Origin of the sequence: Pseudomonas vanderleydeniana (assembly GCF_014268755.2) — a bacterium.
Taxonomy (GTDB): Bacteria; Pseudomonadota; Gammaproteobacteria; order Pseudomonadales; family Pseudomonadaceae; genus Aquipseudomonas; species Aquipseudomonas vanderleydeniana.
The window spans coordinates 4,077,113-4,099,985 of sequence record NZ_CP077093.1 but is presented as its reverse complement, the minus strand read 5'-3'; the positions used below and the strand labels follow the sequence as shown (position 1 = coordinate 4,099,985).

The following is a 22,873-nucleotide window of genomic DNA, read 5'->3' as shown; positions in this document are numbered from 1 at the left end:
AAGGGCCATCCCTGCCATCCCATACCCCAAGGACACGCCCTAATGCCCACATCCCCTGAGCACCATCCCTGATGGAAATCTTCGTACAGTGGGCCGCCACCCTCGGCCTCAACTACCGCTTCCTGCTCGACGCCTACCAGCGCGGCAGCCTGGTCGACGGTGCCTGGACCACCTTGCTGCTGTGCGGCTTCACTCTCATCGGCAGCCTGCTGGCCGGCTTCGTGCTGGCGGCCATGCTCACCAGCGGCAACCGCTGGCTGGCCCGGCCGGCGCGGATCTTCGTCGAGGTGACGCGCAATACGCCGACCCTGGTCCAGCTCTACTGCGCCTTCCTGGTGCTGAACATGCTGTTGACCCAGGCCGTGGGCGCGGCCAACCCGCTGACACCGTTCGCCTGGGTGGTGATCGTGATTTCCCTGCACAAGGGCGCCTTTCATGCCGAGGCCCTGCGCGCCGGGATCGAGGCGGTACCGCCGGTGACCCTGGAAGCGGCCAGCTCGCTGGCCTTCAGCCGGCGCCAGCTGTTGTGGAACGTGCAGTTGCCGCTGGCCCTGCGTTTCGCCTTGCCGGCGCTGGTCAACAATCTGATCGACCTGGTGAAGATGACGGCCGTGGCTTCGGCCATTGCCGTGGGCGACATCACCTACGCCTCGATCATGATCTGGACACAGAGCGACAACGTGCTGGAACTGATGATCCTGATCCTGGGTTTCTTCGGCCTGCTGAGCTTCATCGTCAACTGTGTCGGCCGCTACCTCGAAGCGCGCCTGAGGATGCCCGGCTATGGCCATTGAAACATCACTGGCGGAATCGCTGCTGCGCTGGACCCCGGCGCTGGTCACGGGTTTTGGCCAGAACATCCTGATCAGCCTGCTGGCGATCGCCCTCGGCTCGCTGTTCGGCCTGCTGATCGGCGCCCTGGGCCTGTCGCCCCTGCGCCTGTTGCGGCTGCCGGCGCGGCTGTGGGTGCAACTGTTCCGCAATGCGCCGTGGCTGGTGCTGATCTACTTCACCACCTACGTGTTCCCGTTCGAAATCCACCTGGGCAGCTACTACGTGCCATTTCCCGACTGGGTGAAGGTCACCCTCGGGCTGGCGTTGCCGGCCAGTGCCAACGTGGCCGAGATCTTTCGCGGAGCGATCGGCTCGATCCCGTCGACCCAGTGGGAAGCTGCGCGGTCGCTGGCGTTCAGCCGCGCCCAGCTGTTTCGCTCGATCATTCTGCCGCAGTGCTTCAAGCGCATGCTGCCGCCGTGGATGAACCTCTACGCCGTGATCACCATGGGCACCGCCCTGGCTTCGCTGGTGGGCGTGCATGACCTGATCGACACCGCGCAGATTGCCAGCAATACCATCAACCGCACCGCGTTCACCGTCGTGATCTACTTCAGCGTGCTGGCGCTGTTCTTCGCCTATTGCTACCCGATCTCCCGCCTGACCCAACGCCTGGAGCGCCGTTATGCCTTCTACTGAAACCCTGGTCAGCCTGCGTGACCTGCACCTGTCGTTCGGCGCCAGCCCGGTCCTCAAGGGCATCGACCTGGATGTGCAGCGCGGCCAGGCGGTGTCGATCATCGGCCCGTCCGGCTCCGGCAAGTCGACCATCCTGCGGTGCATCACCGGGCTGCTCAAGCCCCAGCGCGGCAGCATTCGCGTCGGCGATACCGAGGTGCACCGCCTGCAGCGCGAGGCCGAGCTGATCGAGTTGCGCAAGCGGGTCGGTTTCGTTTTCCAGCAATACAACCTGTTCCCGCACCTGTCGGTACTGGAGAACCTGCTGATCGCCCCCTGCAAGGTGCTCGGTCGCAGCCGCGCCGAGGCCGAGCAACAGGCCCGGCAACTGCTGGCCAAGGTGCGCATGGAGCACAAGGCCGATGCCTATCCCGGCCAGCTGTCCGGCGGCCAGCAGCAGCGCGTGGCGATCGCCCGCACCCTGGCGATGCGCCCGGAGCTGATCCTGTTCGACGAGGTGACGTCGGCCCTTGACCCGGAAACCGTCGGTGAAGTGCTGACGGTGATTCGCGAGTTGACCGAGGAGGGGATGACCTGCGTGCTGGTCACCCACGAAATGCGCTTCGCCGAGGAGATCAGCGACGTGGTCTATTTCACCGAGAACGGTCGTATCGTCGAGTCCGGCAGCGCCGGGCAGATCTTCCAGCAGCCGCAGAGCGAACGGACCCGCGAATTCCTCCGGCATGCCCTCGGCGACAACCGTCGCCCGCCAGCGGCCGACCCGTTCCGCCTGACCAATATCAGCCCCTTCAGCCTGTCCATCTGACCGTGATCCACCCTATAAGGAACTTGCCCATGAGCACTACCGAACGCGCCCACGTGATCGAATCTTTCCTGGTGAAGATCCGCGCCATCCACCAGCGCGGCGTCGACCGCGCGGCCCTGGAGCAGATCGTCGCGCTGCTGGAGGAACTGGCCGAGCGCCGTGACCTGTTCAACTTCGACAGCTTTCCTGCGCCGGTGGCGGGCGAGGGCAATACCGCGTTCCGCTACCGCCTCAACGACGACGGCGAAACCCCGACCCTGTACCTGAATTCGTTGTTGCCAGGCAAGAACACCGTCGCCCACAACCACGAGACCTGGGCGGTGATCAGCGCCATCGAGGGCCAGGAGCTGAACCGCGTCTATGCCCGCCGCGACGATGGCAGCGATCCGACCCGCGCGGTGCTGGAGCTTGCGCGCGAAGTGGTGGTGCAGCCGGGTACCTCGATCGCCTTCCTCGGCGAAGACCTGCACAGCATTCGTGTCGATGGCGAGCAGGCGACCTTGCACTTCCACCTGTACGGCCGGCCGCTGGAGTCCCTGGAGGGCCGCTACGGGGTACAGGACGATGGCACGGTGCTCAACTACAACAAGTCGCAGATGGCGCCTTCGATCAAGGCCTACGCCTGATGATCGACCTCTACTACTGGCCGACCGCCAATGGCCTCAAGGTCGGCATCCTGCTCGAAGAACTGGGCCTGGAGCATCGCCTGCAGCCGGTGAACATCCGCACGGGAGAACAGCGTGAGGCGGGCTTCCAGCGCATCAGCGCCAATGGCCGGATTCCGGCGATCGTCGACCACGCGCCGACCACCGGCCGCGAGCCGCTGAACCTGTTCGAATCCGGGGCTATCCTGACTTATCTGGCGGACAAGGCCGGGCGTTTCCTGCCGGCGGCCGGCAGTGTCGAGCGCCAGCGGGTACAGGAGTGGCTGTTCTGGCAGGTCGGGCACATCACCCCGTACCTGAGCCAGTGGCAGCTGTTCCGGGAAAAGGCCCCGGAGCCGATTCCCTTCGCCCTCGACCTGCTGCAGGCCGAGGCGGCGCGACTGTACAACGTGCTGGAACGGCGCCTGGGCGAGTTCGACTACGTGGCCGGCGACTACGGCATTGCCGACATGGCGATCTTTCCTTGGATCCAGCCGAGCCGGCAGGGCTTCGACCTGGCCGACTACCCGGCGATCGCCGCCTGGCGCGAGCGGATCAAGGCCCGCCCGGCGGTCCAGCGCGCCTATGCCCGTGGCCGCGAGCTGGCATCGGCTGAGCGCTCGCTGGTGCTGGAATGACTTCACTAACCCGAGACGAGGCTTTCGTGAGCACAACCCTGACTCCGGCGCAGTTGCAGACGTGGCTGTTCGATGGCCGGGAAATCGCCCTGTTCGACATCCGCGAGCACGGCCAGTACGGCGAGGCGCACCTGTTCCACGGCGTGCACCTGCCCTATAGTCGCCTGGAACTGGAGGTTCGGCGCCTGGCCCCGAACCCGGCGGTGCGCCTGGTGATCTACGACCAGGACGGCGGCGAGCTTTCGCTGCGCGCGGCGCAGCGCCTGGCCGAGCTGGGCTACAGTCAGGTACACCGCCTCGAAGGCGGCGCCAACGGCTGGCAGGCGGCCGGCCTGCAACTGTTCGCCGGCGTCCACGTGCCATCCAAGGCCTTTGGCGAGCGGGTCGAAGAGGCGTGCCACACGCCGCACATCGGCGCCGCTGAACTGGCGGCCTGGCAGGCCGACGGCCGGCCGCTGGTGCTGCTCGATGGCCGGCCGTTCGACGAATACCGCAAGATGACCATTCCCGGTTCGATCTGCTGTCCCAATGGCGAACTGGGCTATCGCCTGCATGACCTGGTACCGGACGAGTCGACGCCGGTGGTGGTCAACTGCGCCGGCCGCACCCGCAGCATCATCGGCGCGCAGACCCTGATCAACCTGGGCGTGAAGAACCCGGTCTATGCCCTGGAGAACGGTACCCAGGGCTGGTACCTGGCTGACCTGCCACTGGAACACGGCAGCACTCGGCGCTACCGTGACGAGCAGGCGCCGGCAGGTGTCGAGCAACAGCGCGCTGCCGCGCGGAACCTGGCCCGGCGCGCCGCCGTGCCGAACGTCAGTGCCGAGCAGGTCGCCGCCTGGGCTGAAAGCGCCGAGCGCAGCCTGTTCCTCTGCGACGTGCGCAGCGCCGAGGAATTTGCTCTTGGCAGTTTGCCCGGCGCGCAACACACGCCGGGTGGCCAGTTGATCCAGGCCACCGACCTCTACATCGGCGTGCGCCAGGCACGGTTGGTGCTGTTCGATGGCGATGGCGTGCGTGCGCCGATCGTCGCCAGCTGGTTGCGGCAACTGGGCCATGACGCCCAGGTGCTGGAAGGTGGCTTGCACAGTGGCTTGCGCTTGCCGCTGCCGGTCACTGCGCCGGCACCCGAACTACCGACCATCAGCGCCGCCGAACTGTTGGACGCCCTGACTGAAAATGCCGTGGCGCTGATCGACCTGCGTCCGGGCATGAGCTTTCGCAGGCAGCATGTAGCCGGCTCGCAATGGTCGATCCGTCCCTTGCTGGCAGCCCAGGTGGCAGAAGAAACCCGGCCGCTGGTGCTGCTGGCGGATGATCCGGCGGTCGCCCGCCTGGCGCTGCAGGAGCTGCCGCCGGCGCAACAGGCCACCGCGCGACTGCTGGCGGGGGACCTCGCCAGCTGGCAGGCGGCCGGGCTGGCGCTGGTCAGCGACGCGGCGGCCTTGCCCGATGAACGTTGCATCGACTTCCTGTTCTTCACCCACGACCGCCATTCCGGCAACAAGGACGCGGCACGCCAGTACCTGGCCTGGGAAACCGGACTGCTGGGGCAGATGACCGAGGCCGAGATCGCCAGCCTGAGCCCGTTGCAACCGGCTGCCGCCGTCGATGTGCGCACCCGCCTGGTCCAGGCTGCCCGCACCACCGGTGGCAATGGGGCACGGGCGGTCAACGTGCCGGTAACGCGCCTGAGCACGGTGCTGTTCGACAACGTTGCGCAGATGCGCGAAGCCCGGCGCCGACGCGACCACGAGCAGGTCCTGAGCTACGGCGCCCGCGGTAATCCCACGGCCTTTGCCCTGGAAGACCTGGTGACCGAACTGGAAGGCGGCCACCGTACCCGCCTGTTCAGCACCGGACTGGCGGCGGTGGCGCAGGCCCTGTTGGCCTACCTGCGTCCGGGCGACCATGTGCTGATCACCGATGGCGTGTACGGACCGGTGCGTCAGCTGGCGAGGGAGTTTCTCGGACCGTTCGGTATCGAGGTCGAGTACTTCCCGGCTGATGGTCAGGACCTCGAAGCCCGGCTGCGGACCAACACACGGATGGTCTATTGCGAGGTACCGGGTTCGTTGCTGTACGAACTGGCCGACCTGTCGGCGATCGTTGCCCTGTGCAAGCCGCGCAACATCCTGGTGGCGGTCGACAACACCTGGGGTTCGGCCTACCAGTACCGGCCGCTGGCACTGGGCGCGGACATCTCGATCATGGCCCTGACCAAGTACCTGGCCGGCCACAGCGATGTGGTGATGGGTAGCGTCTGCACCACCGAGGCCGCCTGGCCGGCACTGGCACGGATGAGCGACAGCTTCGGCAACACCGTCAGCCCGGACGATGCCTACCTGGTGCTGCGTGGGGCGCGGACCCTGGCGGCACGGCTGGAGGTGCACCAGCGCCAGGGCCTGGAAATCGCCCGGTGGCTCAAGGCGCAGCCGCAGGTGCGGCAGGTGTTCCACCCGGCCTTGCCTGAGCATCCGGGGCATGCGCTGTGGCAACGCGATTTCAGCGGCAGCAACGGCCTGCTGTCGTTCGAATTCGCCGAGGCCGACAAGCGCCAGGCCGAGGCCTTCATCGATGCCCTGCAGGTGTTCGGGCTGGGTGCTTCGTGGGGGGGGTATGAAAGCCTGGTGACGCTGGCCGACCTGAGCGACCGGCAGTTCCCGGTGTCGGCGCGCAAGCCAGTGATTCGCCTGCATATCGGCCTGGAGGCGGTGGCTGCGCTGATCGAGGATTTGCAACGCGGGTTTGCTGCGCTCCAGAACCCGGTGAAGGACTGACCGTGTGGCAAGGCACAATACGGTGCCTTGCCACGCAGCGGTTTCAGGTGGACCGCGAACCTTCCTGCTACACCGCAACATCCCGGCCGCGTTCGTCCAGGCGAGGACGGCGCAGGTGAATCCGCCGCCTGCCCGATAGAACCTAGGACTGAATGGCAACCACGAGCGATTCAAGAATCTCCGATCGTGAAGACTGGCTGCCGGTCGCGACATTGAGTGTCTTTCGAATGGTTGCCGAGGCCACATCGGTTGACCAGTAATAGTTCGATCCCATTGGCCAGTGGCTGCCCCACTCGCGATTCATACCGTTCAACTCCGCCAGGCTCGGCAGCCGGTAGCCAATGTTTTGCGCCGCCGAAACCGCATTCTTGTAGTTACGGCCGCCCAGCCCCTGGCAGAGGGTGACTTGGGTCCAGGTGATGTTGTAGGACTTGGACTGGCCATTGGCATCGGTCACCTGGATAGTGGCCGTGCCACGACCGCGAACCACCACCGAACCACGGCTGTCGACCGTGGCAATCCTGGTGTCGCTGGAGGTGTAGGTGTAGGGCGTGCGCCCACCGCTGGCCTGCCGCTGGAAGGAGTTGGCCGCGTTGACCAGGGGGTAGCGGTCGGGGTTGCCCGGAATGACATAGACCCGCTCGCTCTTGGAGACGGCTCCCTCGTCGAAGTTCAGCACCGGTATCACCGTGAAGGTGCGTGCCGCCGACTCCGGGTTGCTGCCGTAGATACCCCGGGCCCTGATGACATAGCGCTTGGTCGTCACCGCGAGTGCGGTCGTGGACCAGTCACCATTGCCATTGGCCGTCACGGTGGCCATGGGGTTGCTGCTGCCTTCGTCACGGATTTCGACCCGTTGGTTGGCGACTGCGCTACCGGTCAGCGTGATGGTCGTGGTGGCGACGTTGTCGTTGTTGTAGATCTCCTTGCCCGATGCGTCCTTGACTGTCCTGATCGTCGGCGCCGCCAGCACCTTGATGGTGAAATTGCGCACGTTGGAATAGACATTGCCGCTGTGGTACAGCGACTTGGCATAGAACCTACGGGCACCCAGGGGGCGGTCACGGGTGGTGAAGGTCCATTCCCCAGTGGCGTCGGCGGTCGCATTACCCAGGTCTTCGGCCGTTGCGCCGGAACCGTCTTCAATACTCACCTGCTGGTGTTTGCTGGCGGTTCCGGTCAGGGTGAACACCGTCTCGGTGGTGGTATCGCCCTCGCCGATGGTGTTGCCTTGTGGGTCCTTCACCGAGGTCAGGGTGGGTGTCACCAATGCCGTGACGGTAAAGCTTCGCGCCAGCGACTCCGGATTGCTGCCATAGAGGCCTCGAGCCGTGATCGTGTAGGGCTTGGCCGTCACCGTCAGCGCCAGCGTGTGCCACTCGCCATTGCCGTCGGCGGTGACGGTGGCCAGGGGTGTGTCGTTACCCTCGTCAAGGATTTCGACGCGTTGGTTGGCGGCGGCGGTACCGGTGAGGGTGATGGTCGAGGTGACGACGGTGTCACCGTTGTCGATATCCCTGCCAGAGGCGGTCTTGATCGATGTGATGCTGGTTGAGTCCAGTACATTGACGACGGTGAAGGCTCGTACCGGGAACACGATGGCGTCCCCCTCGTTGCTGCCGCCTCCGAACACCACCTTGAACACCACTCTCAACTGATGGCCGTCGACCAGTTGCCGCAGCCAGGTGGCGTGTGCCGGTGTGCTGGTGATCACCTTGCGCAGGTATTTCTGGTTGAACTCGGTGCCGTTGATCGCCGAGGCGGTCCAGATGGCCAGGCGAAGGGTCGTCCCGCTCGAATTCTCGCTTTCCAGCGACAACCAGACCTTGTCGCCTTGACGATAGAACGGCCAGGCATTGACCCTGAACGTGACGCTACCCCGCACATCGACCGCGTTTCCCGTCGCTTCCTCGATCTGCAACGGGGGCAGCGGGTTACCCCCAGGGATCTCGTCGAAGCTGAGCACGCGTAGATTCAAAGGTTTGGAGGGTAGGGGCAGTTCATCGCGGGTGACTTCGTAGCGCAGGGTGACGAACCGTCCGATGTTCGCCGCGACGGTGCGGCCGGTCACCGCGAAATCGACATACCCCTGGGTACTGTTGCCCGGCTTGGGAGCTATGACGGGGCTGCCGCTGTCACCGGGTGTGCCTTCCCAGTAGACCTGGATATTGTCGGAGTTCTTCATGTCCAGGTAACGCACCCTGATCGTGGCCACGTTCTGGGCATTGATCGGGTTGAGCAGGTCACCGGGGGCGCTGGCCTCCAGTACCTCGGGGCGGGACAGATCGAGCGTTTCGCCGACCCTCAGTGAACGTACATGGGAATAGAGCACCGTATTGCGGCCGCGCTCGACGAGGTAGGAGGCCCTGACCGAGCCGCCTCGGTTGGCATCCACGTATTGGCGATCGATGGGGAAGGGAATATCGGTATTGAGCCACTGGCTGGTTACGTCGAACTGGCGATAGGTGAAGCTGCCCCCCGGCTTGCTGCCCCGCCAGTAAACGTTGAGCCGGTCGTCCAGTTCCAGGTTGGCGGTCTTGGGAACCACGACAGTGGCGCCGCGTGTCGCCGCTTCCGGATCGAGTATGCCGCCAATGGCTTCGGGGACATTCGGTACGGGCAGCGTGGCGGAGGCCTCGCCGACCTGGAGCAGGGTGTGCCGGGATTCACGCACGCCCTCGGCATTGCCGACCTGATAGTGCAGTTGTAGCGTACCGCCATTGAGACCCGCGATATCCAGGTCCGGACCATGGCGCAGGTAGAACATTACCGGGTCCTTTTCACTGCCGGCCATCTTGAAGAAGTGCCAGAATTCCAGTTCGTCATTGGCCTTGGTGCCCAGCAGGTAAAGGTCGACGCGGTCCGTGAGGTTCTGTCCGGTATAGGGCGTGATTTGTACGGTAGCTTCCACAAGGGTGGGATCGAGAAAGTCCCCGATCGCTTCCAGTACCAGGGGGCGTTCCAGGCGGCTGATCAGGCTGCCGACGATAGCCAGGCGGGTCACTTCCGACGGCTGCGGTTCCTCGCCGCTACGAATGCGCTCGTAGCTGAGCACCGCCGTGCCGCCGACCAGTTCGCGGACGATCGCGTTGCGCAGGGGCAGGCGGGTGTTGCGGCCAATCTCTTCGTCGGGAATCGGGTAGTTGATCACCTCGCGCACGGCGGCGTTGTCTGCCGTACGACCTTCGAAGGTGATCCGCAAGGCGTCCCCTCGCTCATAACCCTGGCGAACCTGGGTGACCACGATGGTGGCGTCGTTGTCCTCGCCCAGCTCATCGTAGTCGAGGGTGTCGAACTCATCGCCCAGGTGGGATTCGTCGATGTAGGCATAGGCCAGGCGGGGTCGGGTGTCGTTGCCGATATTGACCTTGAGCACGGTCTGCGGCGACCACTTGACCGAGTAGTTGCCGCATTGGTCGATGGCTTCGTATTCGAGCACCTTCTGGCCGTCGCCGACCTTGAGCCAGGTTTCGTAGTAGAGGGTCATGGTCAGGGGGAGCCGATTGTTGGCCTCATCCCAGGTGACCCGGTGCACGGGCTCGACCAGCACGCCGCCGATGAACAGGCGGATGCGGTCATGTTCGGCCATGCGCCAGCTGTGCGGGGCCGATTCGTCCAGCGGGTAGGGCTCGATGGTCACCGGTACCCCACGCTCGGCGCTGTCGCGGTCGACGCCGTAGTCGATGATGAACGGCGGTGGCAATGGCGGGGCCATGCCTTCATGCCAGGGTGTGCTGGGAACCGGATCGTAGGGGCCGGCGGGAGCAATGGTGTCGACCATCAGGCTTTGGCGCCGGGTTTCCTCCTGGTTGCCGCCGTTGACACGGGTCAGGCGAAAGAACACGGGTTGGATCACCCCGTCGGGCAGGCGGGCATGGGGAATGAACAGGGGGATGCGCTCGCCGTTCAAGGCCTGGGAGGCAGTGACGTGGGTGAACGCCACGGGGAACTCGTCGTTGCCGCAGAACAGTTCGACGAAGTCATCTTCTTCCTGCTCCAGGTAGGGCAGCAGGAAGCACAGCAGGCCGTGGGGGTAATAGGTATCGAGGGCACCCTTGTTGATGCCGAGGTCGGCACCGATCACCGGGCGCTGGCCGTAGACCTCGATGGCCAGGTCGCTGAAGGGGCGTCGCTCGGGCTGGGGGTCACGCTCGAAGGTAGGGGCCGGAAAGCGCAGGCTGGAGACGAGATCGTTCATGGCGAGATCCTGTGTGATCGCAAGCTGGGAATCGGCTCGATGAGTCGTGTCGCATTTGTCTTAGAGTGCAACCACCCACAGGTGGCGACCGTTGTAGTTGCTCACGTAGGCCCTGCTGCCGTCCGCGGTGACGGCAAGGCCTCGCGGGTCGCTGAAGCCGGGGGCAGTGGCCGAGACCTGCTCGTGCCGGGTGTCGATGACGGCCAGCCGGTTGTTGTACAGCGCGACGTAAGCCTCGTCGCGGACAGGATTGAAGGCGATCGCGTGGGGGGACGCCTCGACGTTCAGGGTCCTGCTGTGCGAGTAGTCGCGGGTATCGACGATCGAGACCGTATGACCGGTCTGGTTGGAGAGGTACACGCGGGGGCGATGCGGGTCACAGGCCAGGTCCTCGGCCTGCTCTGCCATGCCGTGCCGACTGATCGCTTGATGGCTGGCCGTGTCGATGACCACCAGGTGGCCGGGGTTGAGGTTATCGATCGCATAGAGTCGTGTGCCGTCGTGACTGAGGGCCAGGTTGACCGCCGCATCCATTTCGATGGTGGCCAGTTGCGGGTACGGCGCGGTGGTGCTGTAGGCCCCCACGAAGCCCGGGCGCTGGCAGGCCACGTAGAGAATGGAGCCTTCCAGGTTGGTAGCCAGGCCATGGGGGCGCTGGTTATCGGCGAGGGTGCCGACCAGCGAATGATCATTCAGGTCGACGATCGAGACCGCCTCCGAGCTGCCGCCAGGGCCGTTGCTGCCGACATAGAGGTGCGATCCATCGGGGTGGATCGCCAGGTACCAGGGGTGACGGAGGCCGGTAATCGTCCGGGTGACCTGTTGGGTTGTCGTGTCGATCACGGAAACCGAGTTGGCCCCTGCATTGGCGACATAGGCCAGCTGTCCATTGGGGTGCAGGACCACACCGACAGGATTGGCGCCGACCTCGATGTGGGCAATGATCTTGATGGCGCGGTCGGGGACGTGATTCTGATCGGTAGGGACTGGCGGCAGGGTGTTCATGTCGAGATCCTGTGTGATCGCAAACCGGAAACCGACCCGACAACCCCTTAGGCAAGCCGTGAGGGCTATTGAACTGCGCACGCCGGAAGAAAGAACCTGTCAGAAATGACAGTGGCGACGAGTGGTATAAGGGCAGGACCGTGGGCGCTCGACGGCTCGCGGTTTTCAAAGCCATGTCGAGGAGGGCTTTCGGGGCGGTCGGGGGTGGAAGGCCTCGAAGAGGGCCAAGGATGACTACCGTCGACCTTTAAGTTGCCAGGGCAAGGTTTGGAGGTACTCGATACCGGTCTGTCAGGCTGACTGGCATCGAGTATTGGAGCATGGGCCTGTCAAATCTCGCTCAGAGCGCTACGACCGATACGCTGTGGCTGTTGTTGTTGGTCACATAGGCCCTGCTGCCATCGGCATTGATGGCGACACCCATCGGGTTGTTGAGACCGGAGATGTTGCTCAGTACCTGCTCGCTTTGGGTGTCGATGACACAGAGAGAGTTGGAGGGCGACCACAGAGCAACGTATGCCTTCTTCTGGGTCGGGTGGAAGGCAGCCGTATACGGGGGACTATCGAGTTGCAGCGGTTTTACATCCGAGTAGTCATTGGTGTTGACAATCGAGATCGTGCTGCCCGTTCGATTGGATACATAGACGCGAGGATGGTGTGGGTCGCAGGCAATACTGTAAGCGTTGCTTGCCATTACCCTGTACCAGGCAACCGATGTATGGGTCTGGGTATCAATGAGGTACATGGCGCCGGGAGTATTGTTGCTGATGGCATATAACCGTGCGCCAGTATTGCTCAGAGCGAGGCCGACCACATGGTTGATGGCTATGCTTGCGAGCCTTGTGTACGGAGAGGTGGATCGGTAGGCATAAATGAAACCTGAAGCGGCTACGTACAGCGTGGAACCGTCCAGATTCAGGGCCAGCCCTTGTGGAGAGATGGGGCCATTAATGTTGCTGATAATCGAGTGGGTACTCGTGTCGATCACAGTGACCGAGCTTGGACTGCCTACCGTGCCGAAATTACTGACATACAGAGGTGACCCACTGGGGTGAATAGCCAGTCCCCAAGGCTTGTTTAACCCCGTGATCGTCTGGATGACTCTGTTGGTTGTCGTGTCGATCACTGACACCGAATCGGATGAGTAGTTACTGACATAAGCCCGCAGCCCATCCGGACGCAGGACCACATTCATGGGGGAACCGCCAACGTCAATATGAGCGATGATCCCGGCCGCACGGCTGACGGTGTAGCTCGGTTCTTCAAAAGGGGTGGCGGTGTCAAGAGAGTTGCTGCCATCCAGTGATACCAGCACCTGGACGCTCAGCGAGCTCCTGTCGGCCAGACTGCCCAGGTAGTCGCTGGGTATGCTGTGTTCGATTTCTCTGTTGAGTTCGTCGCCGCTGACAGGGGTTCCATTGCGCAGGGTGAGATCAATCGTGCCTCTGAGGTAGATCCACAACGCCTGTCCTGCGCGCTTGAAGGGCCAGGCCTTGATGTGGACACGATGGGCACGCGCGGTGTCGATGACACCATTCGTCGCTTCAGGGACACTGACCAATCCCTTGAGCGGATTGCCGCCAGGGATTTCCTCGAAGTTCATCACCTTGACCGTGAGCTCGGCAGACTTGGTTGTCTTGCCCCCACGTGTCACCTCGTAGTACACCGTGAGCGAGTGGCCCAGGTTGGCGGCGACAGCGCGGTTGTCACTCAGCGTGAAATCCACTTCGTCTGCGCTGGCCGCGCCGGGTTTGGCGGGAATCTCCGGTGTACCCAGTCCCGGCCTGCCAATCCAGTACAGCTTGATATCGTCGCTGGCCTGCATGCCATCGTATTTCACCCGGATGCTGACCACGGGTGGATTGACGACTTGCATGGGATTGATCGTCGCAGTGTCCGGCCCGGTGACGGTGCTCTGGTAGATGTAGGCCACTGGCAGATCCAGGGCGCTGCCGACCCGCAGTGGCACGGCGTGGGACAGACGCCGGCGGCTGTTCTCGCGTTCGACGGTGTAATAGACGCTGGCCGAGCGATCCAGGTTGGCAATGACGTACTGGCGCGGGATGGTGTACGGCAGGTCCACACCGATCCAGCCGCCAATAACCTTGATGGGAGCTGGGGTAAAGCTTCCGCCGGGTGCGGTGCCTTCAAAGTGCACGGTGACGGTGTCATTGGCCTGGATGTCGGGATGCTTTCTGACGAGCACCTTGAGATCGAACGGCGAGAGCGCCGGATCGAAGACGTAGTCGGGGGGTGGCGCCTCTTCCAGGAAGGGCTCCGGCAGGCTGGCGACCGGATCGCCGACGTCGAGATCGATATCGTCGGAGGTGCGTGTGCCTTCGGTGTTGGTGACCTGGTAGTAGAGCCGCAGTGTGCCACCTTCGAGTTCGGCGATCTCGCCACCCGGACCGTTGAGTAGGCGAAAGGTCACTTTCTGGTCGTCACTGCCGGCCCTGTCAGTCAGTTCCCGGTAGTAGCTGCTGCCGTTGGCACGAGTGCCCTCCAGGATCAGCACGACCCGGTCATCATGATCCTGGCCCAGGTAGGGCAGTACGTCGACGGTCAGGTATTGAACGTCGGGCGGCAGGATGTTACCTGGGGCATCGTGCACGACAGGGGCCGGTAGACCAGGGCTGACAGGCGTGCCGATCACACCGACGAGCACGCTGCGGGAGCGGCGGTTCGGCATGCCGGCGCGGATACGCTCATAGCTGATCTCGGCCCGGCCATTGATCAGTGGCTGGATATCGATGAAAGGCCAGGGCACTTTGGCTGCACGCCCAATAATGGTGACCGGTTGTTCATAAGAGCGGATCACCGTGATGTTGTCTGTCGTGCGCCCTGCGACCTTGACGCGCAGGATATCGCCCTGCACGTAGTCCTCGCGGGTGACCGCGATGACAATGGTGGCCTCCTTGCCGTCAAGCTTGTCGGCATCAAGTATGTCGTCTTCGTTCGACTCCTCGACATAGGCTTCAGGTAGCAGAGGTTCAGCCCCATCATCGAGTCGCACCTCGAGAATCTGTGCCGGCGACCAGCCATCGGAGTAGTTGCCAACCTCGTCGATCACCTCGTATTCGCAGACGTGGGAGCCGCTGCCGACTTTCTTCCAGTCGCCGGTGTTGACCATCACATCGATCGGGTCGCGATTGTTGGGCGCTCCCTCGCCATCGGTGACGCGGTGTTCGATGATGACGCCGCCGATGCTCAGGCGGATACGATCGCGTGGGGCCCGGTGAGTGTTGGCGGGTAGGTCTTCGACCGGATAGAAGTCGATGGTGACCGGAACCGGCGTGCCGATATCGCCCTCGCCAACGCCGAAGTCGATCAGGTCCCGAGGGAAAATGGGTTTGGCGAGGTTTTCGTTCTGGAAGGTGCTGGCGACGGGGTTGCGGCCGCCGGGGCGAACGGTGTCGACCTTGAGCTTGAACCTGCGTGTTTCTTCCGGATTGCCGCCGGTGACGCGGGTGACCTTGAAGAACACCGGCTCGACCGAGCCATCGGGCAGCCGTGTGCGCGGGATGTAGAACGGGATCTGCAGACCTTTTTCCGCTTCCGTCCAGGAGACCGTATGGGTACCGACAGGAACCAGCGTGTCACGACAGAACAGCTCGATGAAATCGAGTTCGTTCATCTCCTGGTACGGGTCCAGCAGACACAACAGGCCCTTCTCGCGGTGGTTGTCGAGGGCCGCCAGGTTGATGCCGCCGTCGAAGCCCTGCACCGGCGTGGTCATGCCGGGAATGAATAGCGTCAGGTCGCTGAAAGGGCGGCGTTCGCGGGGTTCGGGTTGTGACAGGTCGAAGGCGCGTGGCTGGCTGATGCTATCGGGCGTCGGGGCGCTGTCGGGCAGGGGCAGGTCTGGAGCGAGATCGTTCATGTCGATGTCCTGTGTCATCGCAGAGGGAGTTCGACCCGACAGCCCGTGAAGCGAGTCGTGGGGAACATTGAACTGCGATGACCCGCAGAAAGAACCTGTCAGAAATGACAGTGGCGACGGGCGGTTGACTGTCAGGGTGCGAGGTCGCCATTGGCCGGTGTTGAAGTGGAGGGCAGGGTGCTTTCTTTCGGACGTAAGGCAGCCCGACCTGTCATTTCTGACAGTATCCAGCCCAGGGCTTTGCTCCTTAAATGTTCCCACGGTCTTGCTGCCGGGCCCTTGGCCCAGGTGCAGTCGGCGAGCGCCCGTCGACCACTCGCCGAGGAATGAAAAATGTCGAAACCCAAGTCCAAGAAAGGCACATCAAAAGCCTCAACGCTGGCAGCCCAGGCAGACATGCCAGATGCCCAGAGGGCCAAGTCCGGGATCCTGGAACTGGACTCTCCGACGGTGCCTGGCGGCTTGCCCCTGTTGCCCGATGAAACCGCCTACACCATCCCTTTGAGCCAGCAACTGCAACCGTTGGTCGTCAGAATAGAACGGCCCTGGACTGACCCCTTCCATAATCAGTCAGTCACCACAAGGATCGATCTGAAGTGGGGCGCGGAAACGGTGGTGCCCCATCATGAGATCGTGGGGCCCTACGATCCCAATACGCTGTTTCCCTATTTCTGTTTCATCCCTGCCCATTACATGACCAACCCCGGTTTTCGAGTGATCCGCTATGAGGTGAGCAACCCGCTGATCGGTTCGGATGAATCGAGTCCGACGTTCGTGAACATCGACCAGACCGCACCCAACCAGGGCAATGCCGGACTGAGGCTGCGTTTCGAGGATGAGGTGGAGGCCGATGGACTGAGCGACGAGTACCTGACCGATCATGGCGGCGCTCCAGTGGTCGTCCCTCGCTGGTCGGACCTGCATATCGAGGACACGGTCATCTTCTACTGGTCGAAGACGCCACGGCTATCGAGCAGTGATGACGATGAGGATGAGGCACACACCCTGCAAATCACTTACGCACACTGGGTGGATGAGAATGCACCGATCGAGGCGACGATCCCCGAGGCGGTCATTCGTGCCAGCGGCCCCGGTCGGCGTTACGCCGGCTATCGCCTGAAGGACCGTGCCGGCAACGGCGGCGGGTTCTCGGCACCGACGCCGATCGAGGTCCTGACCGTGGCGGCTCCCGGCGACCTGGAAAAACCCTGGATCGAGGAGGCGCTCGATGGCCTGATCGACCTGGCTGATGCCCGCTTGCCGCTGAAGATGAAGATTCCGTTCATCGACGGCGCGTCGGCAGGCGATTGGGTGATGCCTTACTGGAACGCCCAGGCATTGCCTTCGTTCCAGCTCGCGGATGTGAATACCTGGCCGATACCCCGTGATCTCAGCTGGACCGTGGTGTCCTCGGGGGGCTTCGATGCGCCGGTCCCCACGCGCATCCATTACTTGTATCAGAGGGGGACACAGCAACCCAAACCCTCCGATTCATCATTCTTCCTGGTCGACCTGACGGTGGCCGGCCCCGCGCCCGAAGGGCCGGACCCGATCAACCGGTTCCTCGACCCGGTGACGGTCAAGGGCGTGACGGGTGACAACATCGTCACCTCGGCCGACAGCAACCGACACCTGAAGGTGGAGGTGACGCTGTTCGACAATCCCAAGCCGGGGGAAAGGCTGGAGCTGATGTGGGGCAGTGACGCGGAGCTGGCCCGTACCTATACGGTCCAGCAAGGTGATGTCGCCGGCCAGTTGCTCGAGCTGTTCGTACCCTGGCCGGTGGTCGAGGGCGTGGGCAGCCATCCGCGGTTGCCGGTCTATTACTGGACCGACAATGGCGTCAACCGACAGCGCAGCCGCGATACGCTGGTGAAGGTGGCCATTACCCGGATCGAGGACCTGCTGGCGCCGGTGGTGGTCGATGCCGACGCCAGGAACACCATCAATTGCGAGACGGTGCCGCGCCCCTGGGAAGGCATTCGGGTACACGTGCCTGCGGACCCGCGTTTTGCTCCTGGCGACACCGTCACCCTCTACTGGAAAGGCTACAGCACCACCAACGGGGCAGGGGCGCCCATCCCGGGCTCGGAAGAAAGCTTCCCGCGGATACTGAGCCCGGAGGAGGCCCGCGACGGTGTCGACATCACCGTCCTGCCGTTCAATCCACTCATCACCTTGCCGGGGCTGGTGACGCCACGCAACGGCTCGGCGGTATTGCAATACTCCCTGAGCAAGCAGGACGGCAGTTATGGCGACTCGAAGAAAAAGATGATTGCCGTTTCGCTGATCCGGCCCTCGGGCGAACGGTGCCTGGGCGTCTAGCCCGCCTGGTTCGACAGCAGCGATGAAGTGTTCCCGCGTGGTGGCCGGGTAGTGCTTTACCACGCGGGGCGACCCGCTGAGAACCGTTGATAGTCTGTTTCGAAATAGCCGGATCGCACCCTGATGCCCGGGTCTTTTTAAAAGGCATTTTTGACCCGCTTTTGCCGCGATGCACAGTTTTGCGGTTTGCGCACCTGTCAAAACTGACAGGATGTGCGCGAGCCGGTTTCCCGATTTAATAGGTTCACCTTGATCGATGTACGGCGGCATTGCCCGAAGGGGCGTCCGGTGGTGAAGGCGCGAACAGGGCGCCTGGATGGCCGGGCGACCCGCCGTGACATTGATGGAGTGGATGAACATGCGAACCAGCAAGAAACATCTGGAGGCAGAGCGCCAGAGAACGCAGTACCTGACGAGCAGAAACACTTCGGCCATACGAGCGCCGGTGGAAGTGGAGATCGACCCGCTGCGGCCGAGCAATCTTATGCCCGATATTCCGAATGGTCAGAAAGGGCTTTTGAGCAAGGCGGAGTTGAATGCCAATGGTTTCCAGTTCGAGATCGACCAATGGTACACCAATGAACTTCCAGGGCAGGACACACTGACCCTCTACTTTCAAAACGTTGCTCTGGAGCCGGTGATCAAGATCAACCGGCCGTTGGCGGGCCAGTTTCCCCTCAAGCTCAATATTCCGAAAAACCGTCTGGGAGGGGATGGCCTCAAGAAAGTGCACTACCATGTAGTCACTTTCACGCAGCAATACGGGACTGCGACGCCGGTCGAATTCACGGTGGACCTGTATGATCCCAACGCCCTGGGCACGCCCGACGCCGCCGAGCTGCCCCCGGAAATAGGTCATGTGCTCACCGGTGAGTACCTGGATACCCATGGTGGGGTTGAAATCACCATTCCGCCCTATGCCGATCCCTGGCCTGGCGACCGTTGCGAGTTTTTCTGGAGCTATTTCGATGGCCAGCCGATTCAGGTCGAGGATCTTCCCGGCGATGGCCAGCCCTATACGTTCACCATCGACGCCGCCAAGATCCGCAGCCAGCCGGATGGTGAGCGGCTGCTGACCTACAAGTTGTGGGATCGAGCCGGCAATGACAGCAAGCCCGCCACGGTCTATCCGCTGAAAGTGATCAGCGAGCCGGAACCCGCCAACCTGCAGCCTCCTCGCGTACCGCTGGCCCCAATCGACCTCAAGGATGCCCAGATTGGCGTGACGGTGGAGATCGACCATTACGACAACGCCATTCCCGGCTTGGACACCATTGTGGTCAACTTCAATGGCAAGCCATTGTTCAAGCCACTCGACCGTCCCTCGTTCCCCGTATCGATCGATGTGCCATGGGAAGTGCTCAAGTCTGGCGGGGTCACAGGGCCCTATCAGGCGCCGGTCAGCTACAAGATCGTTCGTGGAACCGATGAGTATTTCTACACGCCGCCCATTACTGTCGAGGTGGATCTGAGCACGGCTGGCGGTGGGGACGATCCCAGTGGTCCGGGGCCGATCAACGACGACCTCGATCCGCCCCTGGTCATTTCCTCGACGGGTAAGGACAACGAACTGGGGCAGGAGGATATCAACGAGGATGCCAAGGTCACTTTCGCCCTGTATGACGATGTCCAACTCGGCCATCAGGTACAGGTGTATTGGGGGGGAGTAGAGGCTCTTTCGCCTGCCCATACCATCAACCAGGATGACCTGGATCGCGGGCACTTTGAACTGACGGTACCCTGGAGTGTCATCGACACGGTGAAAAATGGCGAGCATGAGGTCTATTACACTCTCAATAACGGTCTCAATGACAATGAAACCGAGTCGCCAAGAACATTGGTGAAGGTCAATATCTTCGAGATTGGCGATCTTGCGGACCCGCAATTTACCCGATTCATTGAACTTGCACCGGGACAATACCTGATCAACTGCACGAACCAACCCTACAATGGCGTGCCCATTCGGATTCTGGATAGAGCCAATATAGAAGCTGAGGATACAATCACGATCGAGTGGCGTTTGCTTCAGGGTTTTTCGGGCGATACCGAGATCGGAGCGGCCAGCGGAACTTTCCTGATCACGGTCAAGCAGGACCATGCTAATGCGGGGCACCCAGGCGAGTTGTTCACCGTGCCTTACTCGCCCTATGTGGAACTGGGTGGATTCGAATCCAGGATCCGCCTGTATTACCGGCTGGAGAAGTCCGATGGATTCAATGGCGGCACTTCCGACATCATTGAAGCCTACCTTTTGCAGCAGGAGCTGGATGGCGGTGGCTGCAGGATATCGTCCTAATGGCTGAATAGGGGATTTGGCAAGGGAGCACAAGTACTCGATACTGTGCTCCCTTTTTGTTTTTTGATAATTCTTAAGGAAAATCACTTCGCGATGTAGAGAAAAATCCTACATGAACCTTTCTTTCATACCTGTACTTTGACGCCTCTCGAAGCCGGTGACCAATACTCGGCTTTATGTAACGGGATGTTCTCCCATCATGTCAGGTAAGAGGTTGGTATGTTTAAAGGTGTAAATAAGGATTTCAAATACTCTCGATTGTTTAGTGCAATAAAGTTTCTTTCGGTTGCGCCATTTTCCCTGGTGGGCGGCTATGCGATGGCGGGTCTGATCGATGGCCGGGAGGAAACCATCAGCGCGGGTGATATGCTTGACCGCTATGAACTCAGGAACGGCGCCACCCTGAATGTACTTGAAGGTGCCTACACGCTTGATATCCAGGCGCGCGGCTCAACGCTGAACATCACCGGGGCCGGGGTGTCTTCCAACGCGCAAACGGCTATTGCCCTCTACGGTAGTTCGGCCAATATCGCCAACTCGACGGTTTCCAGCCGTGATGCCACCGGGCTGGTCCTGGGCAACTTCATGGGCGTACCCAACAGTGGGTCCACGGTGAGCGTGCATAACAGCACCATCAGTGGCGGGGCGGGAGGTGCCTTCATCGGTGCCGAGAGCGAGCTGTTGCTTTCCGGGTCGCGGGTGACCGGAACCGGTGCTTCCAGTCACGGTGTCCAGATGATGGGTGGGCGCCTGACGGCCATCAACAGCACCATCACCGGAGGGGCCAATGGCATTTTCATGTCCCCCGATTTTGAAACGGACAACGGTTCCGCGCTGCTGCTGGACGGTACCCGGGTGGAAGGGCTGACGGGCGCCGCGTTAAAGGTGTTCGCAACGTCCACGACGCCCACCACGGCCGAGATCGATGTGCGCAACGGTTCGACCCTGGTCGGCGGCAACGGCAACATGCTGGAGCTGGAGAACGGCGCCAATGCCAACATGCGGGTGAGCAACACGGCCCTGACCGGCAATATCCAGGTGGGCAGCGCCAGTACCCTGGACCTGACCTTGAACGGCGCCAGCATGACCGGCGATATCGTCAAGGACGCCAACGGCACCGCCCACGTGGCGCTGAACAACGGCTCGATGCTTACCGGTCGGATGGACAACGCCGACACCGTGGCGATCAACAGCAATGCGTTGTGGGTGATGACCGACCACCAGAGCATCGGTGACCTGACCCTGGGCGGCGGTAACGTCCAGTTCGGCACGCCGGGCGAGTTCTACCAGCTGGACGTGGAAAACCTCAAGGGCAGCGGCACCTTCATCATGACCGCCGACTTCGCCAACCTGCACGGGGACTTCCTCAACGTCACCGGCACGTCCGAGGGCTCGCACAAGCTGCTGATCAGCAGCAGCGGCGCTGACCCGCTGTCCGGCGACCGTCTGCTGGTGGCGCGTACCGCCGATGGCGGCGCGAACTTCAGCCTGGTGGGTGACTGGCTTGACGTGGGCACCTACTCCTACCAGTTGATCGGTGACAACGACAACAAGGACTGGCACCTGGACCCGAGCACCAAGGTCATCAGCCCGGGCACCCGTTCGGTCCTGGCCCTGGCCAACGTCGCGCCGACCGTGATGTACGGTGAAATGAGCTCGCTGCGTTCGCGCATGGGTGAACTGCGTTTCAACGGTGGCCAGAGCGGTGGCTGGATGCGCACCTACGGCAACAAGCACAAGGTCGATGCCGGTAAGGGCGGCGCGTACGACCAGAACCAGCAGGGTCTTTCCCTGGGGGCAGACGGCCGTGTCGGTGACAGCCAGTGGCTGGCCGGTGTCATGGCCGGTTACAGCAAGTCCGACCTGAGCCTGGGCCGTGGCACCACCGGCATGGTCAACAGCACCTACATCGGCGGCTACGCGACCTGGCTGGATGCGCAGAGCGGCTACTACTTCGACGGCGTGGCCAAGCTCAACAGCCTGCACAACAAGTCGTCGGTGGCGCTCAGCGATGGCCGCAAGGCCAAGGGTGCCTACAAGGACCTGGGCACCTCGGTGTCCGGCGAGTTCGGTCGCCATATCAAGCTGGACAACGACTACTTCGTCGAGCCGGCGGTGCAGGTGACGGCGATGGCCATCCAGGGCCGCGACTACAAGCTGGACAATGGCATGAAGGCGGAAAACGGTCGTACCCTGTCGCTGCTCGGCAAGGCTGGCGTGACCGGTGGCCGCAACTTCGACATCGGTGACGGTCGCGTGGCCCAGCCTTACATTCGGGGTGCCTTCGTGCAGGAGTTCGCCAAGAACAACAAGGTGCAGGTCAACGACAACACCTTCCACAACGACCTGTCGGGTTCGCGGGTGGAGCTGGGGACCGGTGTCGCGGTGTCGGTGTCGGACAAGTGGCAGGTGCATGCTGACCTGGACTTCAGCAAGGGTCAGAAGATCGACCAGCCCTGGGGCGCGAATGTCGGAGTGCGCTACAGCTGGTAAGCGTACGGCAAGCAGTGAAAAAGAGAGGCCTCGGCCTCTCTTTTTTTTGATCGTACCCATGCTGCGCGTGGGAGAGATCGAGGGTACCTGGCCCGTGAGTACGGCTTGGCAGCGTGTCACAGGACGATGTCAAGGCACCAGGGGTTGCTGGGGAGGCAGTGGGTCACCGGGTTTGCGCGGTACTGGCGCATCCTTGCCTGGACAAAAGTCAGGGCCGCAATCGCTCTCGCCATTGATGGGCGCACCGGGGCGTCCTCTGACATCCTGGTTGTTCTTGCACCGGTATTGGTATTGCAGGTAATCACCGTTGAAGAGCTGGCAGTAATAATAAAC

The 22,873-nt window shown here is 62.4% G+C and carries 12 protein-coding genes; 9 read left to right on the top strand and 3 right to left on the bottom strand.

Features of this window, described 5'->3' with window-relative positions; genetic code table 11:
• The first annotated feature begins 71 nt into the window (after positions 1 to 71).
• From HU752_RS18210 to metC, 6 genes are read left to right on the top strand one after another with little or no spacing between them, the layout of a single operon-like run.
• Positions 72 to 794, top strand: coding sequence for an amino acid ABC transporter permease (locus HU752_RS18210; protein ID WP_186683524.1), 723 nt, complete (start codon positions 72 to 74; stop codon positions 792 to 794).
• A complete protein-coding gene (locus tag HU752_RS18205; protein ID WP_186683525.1) occupies positions 784 to 1,473 on the top strand; it encodes an amino acid ABC transporter permease in 690 nt (229 codons plus the stop codon). The genes HU752_RS18210 and HU752_RS18205 overlap by 11 nt, the downstream gene beginning before the upstream one ends.
• Entirely contained in the window at positions 1,460 to 2,278 is an 819-nt protein-coding gene (locus HU752_RS18200; protein ID WP_186683526.1) for an amino acid ABC transporter ATP-binding protein, read from the top strand. Before HU752_RS18205 ends, HU752_RS18200 begins: the two co-directional genes overlap by 14 nt.
• A 29-nt stretch (positions 2,279 to 2,307) precedes the next feature.
• Positions 2,308 to 2,904, top strand: a complete 597-nt coding sequence (locus HU752_RS18195) for a cysteine dioxygenase family protein (RefSeq protein WP_186683527.1) — start codon at positions 2,308 to 2,310, stop codon at positions 2,902 to 2,904.
• The gene (locus HU752_RS18190) at positions 2,904 to 3,560 is read left to right on the top strand and encodes a glutathione binding-like protein (RefSeq protein ID WP_186683528.1); all 657 of its coding nucleotides are present in this window, start codon (positions 2,904 to 2,906) and stop codon (positions 3,558 to 3,560) included. Before HU752_RS18195 ends, HU752_RS18190 begins: the two co-directional genes overlap by 1 nt.
• A 26-nt stretch (positions 3,561 to 3,586) precedes the next feature.
• Complete coding sequence (metC, locus tag HU752_RS18185; RefSeq protein ID WP_186683529.1) at positions 3,587 to 6,343, top strand: cystathionine beta-lyase; 2,757 nt, start codon at positions 3,587 to 3,589, stop codon at positions 6,341 to 6,343.
• A gap of 142 nt (positions 6,344 to 6,485) precedes the next feature.
• On the opposite strand, the gene HU752_RS18180 is transcribed toward metC, so the two are convergent.
• From HU752_RS18180 to HU752_RS18170, 3 genes are all read right to left on the bottom strand, one after another.
• Positions 6,486 to 10,541, bottom strand: a complete 4,056-nt coding sequence (locus HU752_RS18180) for an immunoglobulin-like domain-containing protein (protein WP_186683530.1) — start codon at positions 10,539 to 10,541, stop codon at positions 6,486 to 6,488.
• Between the two features lie 60 nt (positions 10,542 to 10,601).
• Positions 10,602 to 11,546, bottom strand: a complete 945-nt coding sequence (locus HU752_RS18175) for a YncE family protein (protein ID WP_186683531.1) — start codon at positions 11,544 to 11,546, stop codon at positions 10,602 to 10,604.
• Between the two features lie 340 nt (positions 11,547 to 11,886).
• Positions 11,887 to 15,426 (bottom strand): YncE family protein, encoded by a 3,540-nt coding sequence (locus HU752_RS18170; protein WP_186683532.1) that lies wholly within the window; start codon positions 15,424 to 15,426, stop codon positions 11,887 to 11,889.
• A gap of 615 nt (positions 15,427 to 16,041) precedes the next feature.
• Between HU752_RS18170 and HU752_RS18165 the strand changes: the two genes are divergently transcribed.
• From HU752_RS18165 to HU752_RS18155, 3 genes are all read left to right on the top strand, one after another.
• Positions 16,042 to 17,751, top strand: coding sequence for a hypothetical protein (locus HU752_RS18165; protein WP_186683533.1), 1,710 nt, complete (start codon positions 16,042 to 16,044; stop codon positions 17,749 to 17,751).
• A 358-nt stretch (positions 17,752 to 18,109) separates the two neighbouring features.
• Complete coding sequence (locus tag HU752_RS18160) at positions 18,110 to 20,047, top strand: hypothetical protein (protein ID WP_186683534.1); 1,938 nt, start codon at positions 18,110 to 18,112, stop codon at positions 20,045 to 20,047.
• Between the two features lie 219 nt (positions 20,048 to 20,266).
• The gene (locus HU752_RS18155; RefSeq protein WP_186683535.1) at positions 20,267 to 22,540 is read left to right on the top strand and encodes an autotransporter outer membrane beta-barrel domain-containing protein; all 2,274 of its coding nucleotides are present in this window, start codon (positions 20,267 to 20,269) and stop codon (positions 22,538 to 22,540) included.
• The last annotated feature ends 333 nt before the right edge of the window (positions 22,541 to 22,873 follow it).

Coding starts and splice junctions, on each gene's coding strand:
- HU752_RS18210 (WP_186683524.1), top strand. CDS start 72: ATGGAAATCTTCGTACAGTGGGCCGCCACCCTCGGCCTCAACTACCGC.
- HU752_RS18175 (WP_186683531.1), bottom strand. CDS start 11,546: ATGAACACCCTGCCGCCAGTCCCTACCGATCAGAATCACGTCCCCGAC.
- HU752_RS18205 (WP_186683525.1), top strand. CDS start 784: ATGGCCATTGAAACATCACTGGCGGAATCGCTGCTGCGCTGGACCCCG.
- HU752_RS18180 (WP_186683530.1), bottom strand. CDS start 10,541: ATGAACGATCTCGTCTCCAGCCTGCGCTTTCCGGCCCCTACCTTCGAG.
- HU752_RS18190 (WP_186683528.1), top strand. CDS start 2,904: ATGATCGACCTCTACTACTGGCCGACCGCCAATGGCCTCAAGGTCGGC.
- HU752_RS18200 (WP_186683526.1), top strand. CDS start 1,460: ATGCCTTCTACTGAAACCCTGGTCAGCCTGCGTGACCTGCACCTGTCG.
- HU752_RS18155 (WP_186683535.1), top strand. CDS start 20,267: ATGTTTAAAGGTGTAAATAAGGATTTCAAATACTCTCGATTGTTTAGT.
- HU752_RS18170 (WP_186683532.1), bottom strand. CDS start 15,426: ATGAACGATCTCGCTCCAGACCTGCCCCTGCCCGACAGCGCCCCGACG.
- HU752_RS18160 (WP_186683534.1), top strand. CDS start 18,110: ATGCGAACCAGCAAGAAACATCTGGAGGCAGAGCGCCAGAGAACGCAG.
- HU752_RS18195 (WP_186683527.1), top strand. CDS start 2,308: ATGAGCACTACCGAACGCGCCCACGTGATCGAATCTTTCCTGGTGAAG.